Source organism: Pseudomonas sp. NPDC087615, from assembly GCF_044743445.1.
Taxonomy (GTDB): domain Bacteria; phylum Pseudomonadota; class Gammaproteobacteria; order Pseudomonadales; family Pseudomonadaceae; genus Aquipseudomonas; species Aquipseudomonas baetica_A.
Map to the genome: position 1 here is coordinate 17,243 of NZ_JBIUWM010000067.1, position 9,989 is coordinate 27,231.

A 9,989-nucleotide genomic window follows, 5' to 3' on the forward strand; every position below is an offset into this window, starting at 1 on the left:
AGTGTCTCTGATCGCTTCTGACCACTTCCGCATCGTTGTCGGCCTCGGCAAGAGCGGCATGTCCCTGGTTCGCTTCCTGGCGAGCCGGGGCACGTCGTTTGCCGTGGCTGACACGCGGGAAAATCCACCGGAACTGGCCACGCTCAAGCGTGACTATCCGCAGGTGGAAGTGCGTTGTGGCGAGCTGGACGTCGAATTCCTGTGCCGTGCCGACGAGCTCTACGTGAGCCCCGGCCTGGCGCTGGCGACCCCGGCCCTGCAAGCCGCCGCCGCCCGTGGCGTGAAACTGTCCGGCGACATCGAGTTGTTCGCGCGTAACGCGCAGGCGCCAATCGTGGCCATCAGCGGTTCCAACGCGAAAAGCACCGTCACCACCCTGGTTGGCGAGATGGCGATGGCGGCCGGCAAACGTGTCGCAGTAGGCGGCAACCTCGGCACCCCCGCGCTGGACCTGCTCAGTGACGACGTCGAGCTGTACGTGATGGAACTGTCGAGTTTCCAACTGGAAACCACCGACCAGCTCAACGCCGAAGTGGCGACCGTACTCAACATCAGCGAAGACCACATGGACCGCTACAGCGGTCTGCCGGCCTATCACCTGGCCAAGCACCGGATCTTCCGTGGTGCCAGGCAGTTTGTGGTCAACCGTCAGGATGCACTGACGCGGCCATTGATCGGCGAGGGCCAGCCGTGCTGGACCTTCGGTCTGAGCAAACCGGATTTCAAGGCGTTCGGTATCCGGGAAGAAGACGGCGAGAAATACCTGGCCTTTGAATTCCAGAACCTGATGCCGGTGCGCGAGCTGAAAGTTCGCGGCGCGCACAACCAGTCCAACGCCCTCGCGGCCTTGGCGCTCGGTCATGCGGTCGGTCTGCCGTTCGAGGCCATGCTCGCGGCGCTGCGTAATTTCGCCGGTCTCGAACACCGCTGCCAGTGGGTGCGCGATCTGGACGGCGTTGCTTATTACAACGACTCCAAAGCCACCAACGTTGGCGCCGCGCTGGCTGCCATTGAAGGCTTGGGTGCGGACATCGACGGCAAGATCGTGCTGATCGCCGGTGGCGATGGCAAGGGGGCCGAATTCAACGATCTGCGTGATCCGGTCGCCGCCCACTGCCGTGCCGTGATTCTGATGGGCCGCGACAGCGACAAGATCGGCGCCGCCCTCGGCGACGCCGTTCCACTGATCCGCGTTACTTCCTTGGTTGAGGCCGTCGAGCAATGCCGCGCCGCTGCCCAACCGGGCGATGTGGTGCTGCTGTCGCCAGCCTGCGCCAGTTTCGACATGTTCAAGCATTACGAAGACCGTGGTCACCAGTTCGTCCGCGCCGTGGAGGAACTGGCATGAGCCTGCTCAACATCATCAAACCGTATCCATCGCCGATCATCACCGGGCGCGGAATCGACCTCGACTTCCCGATGCTTGCCGGGTGCCTGGCGCTGCTCGGTCTCGGCCTGGTCATGATCGCGTCGGCGTCCACCGAAGTGGCCGCCGCGCAGTCGGGCAGTGCGCTGTACTACATGATTCGCCACCTGATCTATGTGGCGCTGGGCCTTGGCGCCTGCATCATCACCATGATGATTCCAATCGCCACCTGGCAACGCTTGGGCTGGCTGATGCTGCTCGGTGCGTTTGGTCTGCTGGTGATGGTGATCATTCCGGGCATCGGCCGAGAAGTGAACGGTTCGATGCGCTGGATCGGTTTCAGCTTCTTCAACGTTCAGCCGTCCGAGATCGCCAAAGTGTTCGTGGTGATCTACCTCGCCGGTTACCTGGTGCGGCGCCAGAAAGAAGTGCGCGAAAGCTGGATGGGCTTTTTCAAGCCGTTCATCGTCCTGTTGCCGATGGCCGGCCTGTTGCTGATGGAACCGGACTTCGGGGCCACCGTGGTCATGATGGGCGCGGCGGCGGCCATGCTATTCCTCGGCGGGGTTGGTTTGTTCCGCTTCTCGCTGATGGTGGTGCTGGCGGTTGGGGCCGTGGTTTTGCTGATTCAGATGCAGCCGTACCGGATGGCACGTCTGACCAACTTCGCCGACCCGTGGGCCGACCAGTTCGGTGCCGGTTATCAATTGTCGCAAGCCTTGATCGCGTTCGGTCGTGGCGAATGGCTGGGCGTTGGCCTGGGCAACAGCGTGCAGAAGCAGTTCTACCTGCCGGAAGCGCACACCGACTTCGTGTTCTCCGTACTGGCTGAGGAGTTGGGCGCGGTGGGTTCGCTGTGCACCGTGGCGCTGTTCGTATTCGTCTGTATCCGTGGCATGTACATCGGTCTGTGGGCCGAGAAGGCCAAACAGTACTTTGCCGCTTACGTTGCTTACGGTCTGTCGTTCCTGTGGATTGGTCAGTTCCTGATCAACATCGGTGTGAACGTCGGCCTGCTGCCAACCAAGGGCCTGACCTTGCCGTTCCTCAGTTATGGCGGCAGTTCGTTGGTGATCTGCTGTGCCTGCCTGGGTTTGTTGTTGAGGATCGAGTGGGAGAGTCGAACCCACCTGGGCAGTGAAGAGATGGAGTTCCATGAGAGCGACTTCGCCGAGGAGCCGAATCATGGGCGCTAACGTATTGATCATGGCCGGCGGAACCGGCGGCCACGTGTTCCCGGCGCTGGCCTGTGCCCGCGAGTTTCAGGCGCGCGGCTACACCGTGCACTGGCTCGGCACGCCACGCGGGATCGAGAACGAACTGGTCCCGGCGGCCGGACTGGAACTGCATCGGATCAACGCCACTGGCCTGCGCGGCAAGGGCAAGCTGTCGCTGCTCAAGGCGCCGTTCATGCTGCTCAAGTCGGTTTGGCAGGCGCGGGCAATCATTCGCAAGCTGCGTCCGGTGTGCGTGGTCGGCTTCGGTGGTTATGTGACTGGCCCCGGTGGTCTTGCCGCGAAGCTGGCCGGCGTGCCGGTGATCGTTCACGAACAAAACGCCGTGGCCGGCACCGCCAATCGGTTGCTGGTGCCGTTCGCCGCCCGGGTGTGTGAAGCCTTCCCCGACACCTTTACTCTGTCGGACACCCGCCGTACCACCGGAAACCCGGTGCGCAGCGAGCTGTTCCTCGAAACACCGCGACCTGCTCTGGCGGGTCGCAAAGCGCGTTTGCTGATCCTGGGCGGAAGCCTTGGTGCAGAGCCGTTGAATAAATTGCTGCCTGAAGCCCTGGCCCAAGTCGCTGCCGATTTGCGCCCGGAAGTGTTTCATCAGGCCGGCAAAAACCACGATGAAGTGACTGCAGAGCGCTACCGCGCTGCCGGCGTGGATGCGCAGGTGCAGCCGTTCATCAAAGACATGGCCCAAGCCTATGGCTGGGCCGACCTGGTGGTGTGCCGCGCAGGTGCGTTGACCATCAGTGAGCTGGCTGCCGCCGGTCTGCCCTCGATGCTGGTGCCTTTGCCCCACGCGATCGACGATCACCAGACCCGCAACGCCGAATATTTGGCCCTTGAAGGCGCAGCCTTCCTGATGCCGCAAAGAACGACTGGTGCCGCGGACCTTGCCGCGCGCCTGACAGAGGTCTTGATGCAACCGCAACGACTTGAAGAAATGGCCCAAGCGGCCCGCCGTCTGGCGAAACCCGATGCCACCCGTAGTGTGGTCGATTCCTGTCTGGAGGTGTCCCATGGTTGAGAATCAGAAAGCCATGCCACAACCGGAAATGCGCCGCATCCGTCGCATCCACTTCGTCGGTATCGGCGGCGTGGGCATGTGTGGCATTGCCGAAGTGTTGTTGAACCTGGGCTATGAAGTGTCCGGTTCCGACCTGAAAGCTTCGCCGGTCACCGAGCGTCTGGAATCGTTCGGCGCCCACATTTTTATCGGCCACCGTGCCGAGAATGCCGCTGCCGCCGACGTGCTGGTGGTGTCGAGTGCCGTCAACACCTCCAACCCGGAAGTGGCGACGGCCCTGGAACGCCGCATCCCGGTGGTGCCGCGTGCCGAAATGCTCGCTGAGCTGATGCGCTATCGCCACGGCATTGCCGTCGCTGGTACGCACGGCAAAACCACCACCACCAGCCTGATTGCCTCCGTGTTCGCGGCCGGTGGCCTGGACCCGACGTTCGTCATCGGTGGCCGTCTGAATGCCGCGGGCACCAATGCCCAGCTCGGCACCAGCCGTTACCTGATCGCCGAAGCCGACGAGAGCGATGCGAGCTTCCTGCACCTGCAACCGCTGGTGGCTGTGGTCACCAACATCGACGCCGATCACATGGCGACCTACGACGGTGACTTCAACAAACTGAAGAAAACCTTCGTCGAGTTCCTGCACAACCTGCCGTTCTACGGTTTGGCGGTGATGTGCCTGGACGATCCGGTGGTGCGTGAAATCCTGCCGCAGGTCAAACGGCCGACCGTGACCTATGGCTTCAGCGAAGACGCCGACGTGCGCGCGATCAATGTGCGCCAGCAAGGCATGCAAACCTTCTTCACTGTGCTGCGCCCAGACCGTGAGCCGCTGGAAGTATCGGTCAACATGCCGGGCAATCACAACGTGCTGAACTCGCTGGCGACCATCTGCATCGCCACCGACGAAGGCGTCAGCGATGAAGCCATCGTTCAGGGCCTGTCGGGCTTCCAAGGTGTCGGTCGACGCTTCCAGGTCTACGGCGAACTGCCGGTGGACGGCGGCCACGTGATGCTGGTCGACGACTACGGTCACCACCCGACCGAAGTCGCCGCTGTCATTAAAGCCGTGCGTGGTGGCTGGCCGGAGCGCCGTCTGGTGATGGTCTACCAACCGCACCGTTACAGCCGCACCCGTGACCTGTACGACGATTTCGTCAATGTACTGGCCGACGCCAACGTGCTGCTGCTGATGGAAGTCTATCCGGCCGGTGAAGAGCCGATCCCGGGCGCCGACAGCCGCAAGCTGTGCAACAGCATCCGCCAGCGTGGTCAGCTCGACCCGATCTACATCGAGCGTGGCGTCGACCTGGCGCCGCTGGTCAAGCCGCTGCTGCGTGCCGGCGACATTCTGCTGTGCCAGGGCGCCGGTGATATCGGCGGTCTTGCACCCAAACTGTTGAAAAGTGAGTTGTTCGCTGGCGCCGTGGCGGCGTCGGTCGAGGGGAAGTTGAAATGACTGCTGCCTACGCCAAGCTGTTCTCTACTATTGCGCCGAAAGACTTCGGCCGCGTCGCCGTGCTCTTCGGTGGCTTGAGTGCCGAGCGTGAGGTGTCGTTGAAATCCGGTAATGCCGTGCTCGAGGCGCTGCAAAGCGCGGGTGTGGACGCGTTCGGGATCGACGTCGGCGAAGACTTTCTGCAGCGTCTGCTCAGCGAAAAAATCGACCGTGCCTTCATCATTCTTCACGGCCGTGGCGGCGAAGACGGCTCCATGCAGGGCCTGCTCGAATGCGCCGGCATTCCGTACACCGGCAGCGGCATTCTGGCCTCGGCACTGGCGATGGACAAACTGCGCACCAAGCAGGTCTGGCACAGCCTCGGGATTCCGACGCCGCGTCACGCTGTACTGTGCAGCGAAGCCGATTGTATTTCTGCAGCGACGGAACTGGGCTTCCCTTTGATCGTCAAACCGGCCCATGAAGGTTCAAGTATCGGGATGGCCAAAGTGAGTTCTGCGTCCGAGTTGATCGACGCATGGAAAGCGGCCAGTACCTACGATTCGCAAGTGTTGGTTGAGCAATGGATTCAAGGTCCGGAGTTCACCATCGCCACCCTGCGTGACCAGGTGTTGCCTCCTATCGCCCTGGGTACACCGCACACGTTCTACGACTACGACGCCAAGTACATCGCCAACGATACCCAGTACCGCATTCCGTGCGGGCTGGATGCCGCCAAGGAACAGGAACTCATGGAACTCACGGCCAAGGCCAGTGAGGCACTGGGTATTGCCGGTTGGGGCAGGGCGGACGTGATGCAGGACGCCGACGGGCAATTCTGGTTTCTGGAAGTGAACACTGCACCGGGCATGACCGATCACAGTCTGGTGCCGATGGCAGCCCGTGCTGCCGGTCTGGATTTCCAGCAACTGGTTCTGGCCATTCTGGCCGCCAGTGTTGAAGACGCTCGAGGTTAAGACGATGCAAGGCGCTCAGCTCAGACATCAGCCCCCCGCACCCGGCCGCAAGCCGGTGCCTCGGGGTGCCAGCCGAATGGTGGCCAAAGAGCCGATGTCCGCGCGCCTGCCGAAAGCCAATTTCGGCTTTTTGAAAAGCCTGTTCTGGCCGGTGCTGTTGGTCGTGCTCGGTTTCGGTACTTACGAAGGTGCACAGCGTCTGCTGCCGTACGCCGATCGGCCAATCAGCAAGATCGCAGTCCAGGGCGACCTGAGTTACATCAGTCAGCAGGCGGTGCAGCAGCGAATCGCTCCTTATGTGGCGGCAAGCTTCTTCACCATCGACCTGGAGGGCATGCGCAAAGAACTGGAGCAAATGCCCTGGATCGCCCACGCCGAAGTGCGCCGTGTGTGGCCGGATCAAGTGGTGATCCGCCTCGAAGAACAACTGCCGGTGGCCCGCTGGGGCGACGAGTCGTTGCTGAACAACCAGGGCCAGGCGTTTACGCCCAGGGAACTGGCGAACTACGAACACTTGCCACAGTTGTTCGGTCCTCAACGGGCTCAACAGCAAGTGATGCAGCAATACCAGGTGCTGAGCCAGATGCTGCGACCGATGGGCTTCTCGATTGCCCGCCTGGAACTGCGTGAGCGCGGTAGCTGGTTCCTGACCACCGGCGCCGGCAGTTCCGGCCCCGGCATCGAGTTGCTGCTGGGACGCGGCAACCTGGTGGAAAAGATGCGCCGTTTTATTGCCATCTATGACAAGACGCTTAAAGACCAGATTACGAACATTGCGCGCATCGATCTGCGCTACGCCAACGGCCTTGCTGTTGGCTGGCGGGAACCCGTAGCGCCGACGACAGCCCAACCCGCTGTCGCGAAGAATTAAGAAGAGGCAGGACCCATGGCAAACGTGCAAAGCGGCAAAATGATCGTCGGTCTGGATATCGGCACCTCCAAGGTGGTGGCGCTGGTAGGCGAGGTCTCGGACGACGGCACGCTGGAAATCGTCGGTATCGGCACACATCCGTCCCGCGGCCTGAAAAAAGGCGTGGTGGTGAATATCGAGTCCACCGTGCAATCGATCCAGCGTGCGATCGAAGAAGCCCAACTCATGGCGGGCTGCCGCATTCACTCGGCGTTCGTAGGCGTGGCCGGCAATCACATCCGCAGCCTGAACTCCCATGGCATCGTCGCGATTCGTGACCGTGAAGTGAGCTCCGCTGACCTTGAGCGTGTCCTGGATGCTGCGCAGGCCGTGGCGATCCCGGCTGACCAGCGCGTGCTGCACACCCTGCCGCAGGATTACGTGATCGATAACCAGGAAGGCGTCCGCGAACCTTTGGGCATGTCCGGCGTGCGCCTGGAAGCCAAGGTTCACGTCGTCACCTGCGCCGTCAACGCCGCACAGAACATTGAAAAATGCGTGCGCCGTTGTGGCCTGGAAATCGACGACATCATTCTCGAACAACTGGCTTCGGCCTACTCGGTCCTGACCGACGACGAAAAAGAACTGGGCGTGTGCCTGGTCGACATCGGCGGCGGCACCACCGACATCGCGATTTTCACCGAAGGTGCGATTCGCCATACCGCGGTGATCCCGATTGCCGGTGATCAGGTGACCAACGACATCGCCATGGCGTTGCGCACCCCGACTCAGTACGCCGAAGAGATCAAGATCCGTTACGCCTGCGCCCTGGCCAAACTGGCCGGTGCTGGCGAAACCATCAAAGTGCCGAGCGTCGGCGACCGTCCACCGCGCGAACTGTCGCGTCAGGCCCTGGCCGAAGTGGTCGAGCCGCGTTACGACGAACTGTTCACCCTGATCCAGGCCGAACTGCGTCGCAGCGGCTACGAAGACCTGATCCCGGCCGGCATCGTGCTGACCGGCGGTACTTCGAAGATGGAAGGCGCCACCGAACTGGCCGAAGAAATCTTCCACATGCCGGTCCGTCTGGGCGTGCCGCATGGTGTCAAAGGCCTGGATGACGTGGTGCGTAACCCGATTTATTCCACTGGCGTTGGCTTGTTGATGTACGGCCTGCAAAAACAGTCCGACGGGGTTTCGTTCTCCGGCATCGGCAGCCGCGACAGCTACAGCAGCGAGGAGCCACAGGCACCGTTGCTCGATCGATTGAAGAAGTGGGTTCAAGGCAACTTTTAATTGCAGTTCGAAGCGTCAAGCTTCGGGCGGCAAGCAGTAGCAGTAGATGCACCGCAACAAAATGCAGTAGGCGAAAAAACTAGAGAACGTAAGGAGAGGGAAAATGTTCGAACTCGTAGACAACATCCCCGCAAGCCCGGTAATTAAAGTTATCGGTGTTGGCGGTGGCGGCGGCAACGCTGTCAATCACATGGTCAAGAGCAACATCGAAGGCGTCGAATTCATCTGCGCCAACACTGATGCTCAAGCGCTGAAAAACATCGGCGCGCGTACCATCCTGCAACTGGGCACTGGCGTCACTAAAGGCCTGGGCGCCGGCGCGAATCCGGAAGTCGGCCGTCAGGCTGCTCTGGAAGACCGCGAGCGCATTGCTGAAGTGCTGGCCGGCACCAACATGGTGTTCATCACCACGGGCATGGGCGGTGGTACCGGTACCGGTGCTGCGCCGATCATCGCCGAAGTGGCCAAGGAAATGGGCATCCTGACCGTTGCGGTCGTGACCCGTCCGTTCCCGTTCGAAGGCCGCAAGCGTATGCAGATCGCCGACGAAGGCATCCGCATGCTGTCCGAAAGCGTCGACTCGTTGATCACCATTCCTAACGAGAAGCTGCTGACCATCCTCGGTAAAGACGCCAGCCTCTTGTCGGCTTTCGCCAAGGCTGACGATGTACTGGCCGGTGCCGTTCGCGGTATCTCCGACATCATCAAACGTCCGGGCATGATCAACGTCGACTTTGCCGACGTGCGTACCGTGATGAGCGAAATGGGCATGGCGATGATGGGCACTGGCTGCGCCAGCGGTCCGAACCGTGCACGTGAAGCCACCGAAGCTGCCATTCGCAACCCGCTGCTGGAAGACGTGAACCTGCAAGGCGCACGCGGCATTTTGGTGAACATCACCGCCGGTCCTGACCTGTCTCTGGGTGAGTACTCCGACGTGGGTAGCATCATTGAAGCCTTCGCTTCCGAGCACGCCATGGTCAAGGTCGGTACCGTTATCGATCCGGACATGCGCGACGAGCTGCACGTGACTGTGGTTGCCACGGGTCTGGGCGCGAAAATCGAGAAGCCTGTGAAGGTTATCGACAACACCGTTCACACCTCGATGGCTGCTTCTCAGGTGCAACAACCGGCTCCGGCCCGTCAGGAAGCGCCAGCGGTGAACTACCGTGACCTGGACCGTCCGACCGTCATGCGCAACCAGGCTCAGGCTGGTGCTGCGGCTGCCGCGAAGATGAATCCGCAAGATGACCTGGATTATCTGGACATCCCGGCATTCCTGCGTCGTCAGGCCGATTGATGGAATGTATCAGGCCTATGAAGGTGATTGGTGTTCAGCAAAGGTTCGGTCTGCTATCATCGCCAGCCTTTGTTGATACCAGTTCGCAATTTGCGCTGAAGCGGCCCAAGCCATGATTAAACAACGCACACTGAAAAATATTATCCGTGCCACAGGTGTAGGCCTGCACTCCGGTGAGAAGGTCTACCTGACCCTCAAGCCTGCGCCTGTCGACACTGGCATTGTGTTTTGTCGCGCTGACCTCGACCCTGTGGTGCAGATTCCTGCCCGCGCGGAAAACGTCGGTGAAACCACTATGTCGACGACGCTGATTAATGGCGACGTCAAAGTGGACACGGTAGAGCACTTGCTCTCGGCCATGGCTGGCCTGGGCATCGATAACGCCTACGTCGAGCTCTCCGCGTCCGAAGTCCCGATCATGGATGGCAGCGCTGGACCCTTCGTATTCCTGATTCAATCGTCTGGCCTGGAAGAACAGGACGCCGCCAAGAAATTCATCCGCAACCTGCGTG

General features: G+C 61.2%; 9 protein-coding genes. All 9 read left to right on the forward strand.

Annotated features, from left to right (window positions below; translation table 11 throughout):
* Window position 1: 1 nt before the first annotated feature.
* On the forward strand, window positions 2-1,348 hold the full coding sequence (gene murD, locus ACIOU6_RS24505; protein ID WP_221731508.1) for a UDP-N-acetylmuramoyl-L-alanine--D-glutamate ligase: 1,347 nt from the start codon (window positions 2-4) through the stop codon (window positions 1,346-1,348).
* Window positions 1,345-2,562, forward strand: a complete 1,218-nt coding sequence (gene ftsW, locus ACIOU6_RS24510; protein WP_401139127.1) for a putative lipid II flippase FtsW — start codon at window positions 1,345-1,347, stop codon at window positions 2,560-2,562. The genes murD and ftsW overlap by 4 nt, the downstream gene beginning before the upstream one ends.
* Entirely contained in the window at window positions 2,552-3,622 is a 1,071-nt protein-coding gene (murG, locus tag ACIOU6_RS24515) for an undecaprenyldiphospho-muramoylpentapeptide beta-N-acetylglucosaminyltransferase (protein ID WP_401139129.1), read from the forward strand. Before ftsW ends, murG begins: the two co-directional genes overlap by 11 nt.
* Window positions 3,615-5,075: a UDP-N-acetylmuramate--L-alanine ligase gene (murC, locus tag ACIOU6_RS24520; protein ID WP_221731506.1), complete on the forward strand. Its 1,461-nt coding sequence runs from the start codon at window positions 3,615-3,617 to the stop codon at window positions 5,073-5,075. Before murG ends, murC begins: the two co-directional genes overlap by 8 nt.
* On the forward strand, window positions 5,072-6,031 hold the full coding sequence (locus tag ACIOU6_RS24525; protein ID WP_221731505.1) for a D-alanine--D-alanine ligase: 960 nt from the start codon (window positions 5,072-5,074) through the stop codon (window positions 6,029-6,031). The genes murC and ACIOU6_RS24525 overlap by 4 nt, the downstream gene beginning before the upstream one ends.
* 4 nt (window positions 6,032-6,035) lie before the next feature.
* Window positions 6,036-6,902, forward strand: a complete 867-nt coding sequence (locus tag ACIOU6_RS24530) for a cell division protein FtsQ/DivIB (protein WP_221731504.1) — start codon at window positions 6,036-6,038, stop codon at window positions 6,900-6,902.
* 15 nt (window positions 6,903-6,917) lie between these two features.
* The gene (ftsA, locus tag ACIOU6_RS24535; protein WP_047303071.1) at window positions 6,918-8,177 is read left to right on the forward strand and encodes a cell division protein FtsA; all 1,260 of its coding nucleotides are present in this window, start codon (window positions 6,918-6,920) and stop codon (window positions 8,175-8,177) included.
* 103 nt (window positions 8,178-8,280) lie between these two features.
* Entirely contained in the window at window positions 8,281-9,477 is a 1,197-nt protein-coding gene (ftsZ, locus tag ACIOU6_RS24540; RefSeq protein WP_221731503.1) for a cell division protein FtsZ, read from the forward strand.
* Window positions 9,478-9,589: 112 nt separating this feature from the next.
* A partial coding sequence (locus ACIOU6_RS24545; RefSeq protein WP_401139132.1) for a UDP-3-O-acyl-N-acetylglucosamine deacetylase occupies window positions 9,590-9,989 on the forward strand: 400 nt, incomplete at its 3' end.

Coding starts and splice junctions, on each gene's coding strand:
- ftsZ (WP_221731503.1), top strand. CDS start 8,281: ATGTTCGAACTCGTAGACAACATCCCCGCAAGCCCGGTAATTAAAGTT.
- ACIOU6_RS24530 (WP_221731504.1), top strand. CDS start 6,036: ATGCAAGGCGCTCAGCTCAGACATCAGCCCCCCGCACCCGGCCGCAAG.
- ACIOU6_RS24525 (WP_221731505.1), top strand. CDS start 5,072: ATGACTGCTGCCTACGCCAAGCTGTTCTCTACTATTGCGCCGAAAGAC.
- murG (WP_401139129.1), top strand. CDS start 2,552: ATGGGCGCTAACGTATTGATCATGGCCGGCGGAACCGGCGGCCACGTG.
- murC (WP_221731506.1), top strand. CDS start 3,615: ATGGTTGAGAATCAGAAAGCCATGCCACAACCGGAAATGCGCCGCATC.
- ftsA (WP_047303071.1), top strand. CDS start 6,918: ATGGCAAACGTGCAAAGCGGCAAAATGATCGTCGGTCTGGATATCGGC.
- ftsW (WP_401139127.1), top strand. CDS start 1,345: ATGAGCCTGCTCAACATCATCAAACCGTATCCATCGCCGATCATCACC.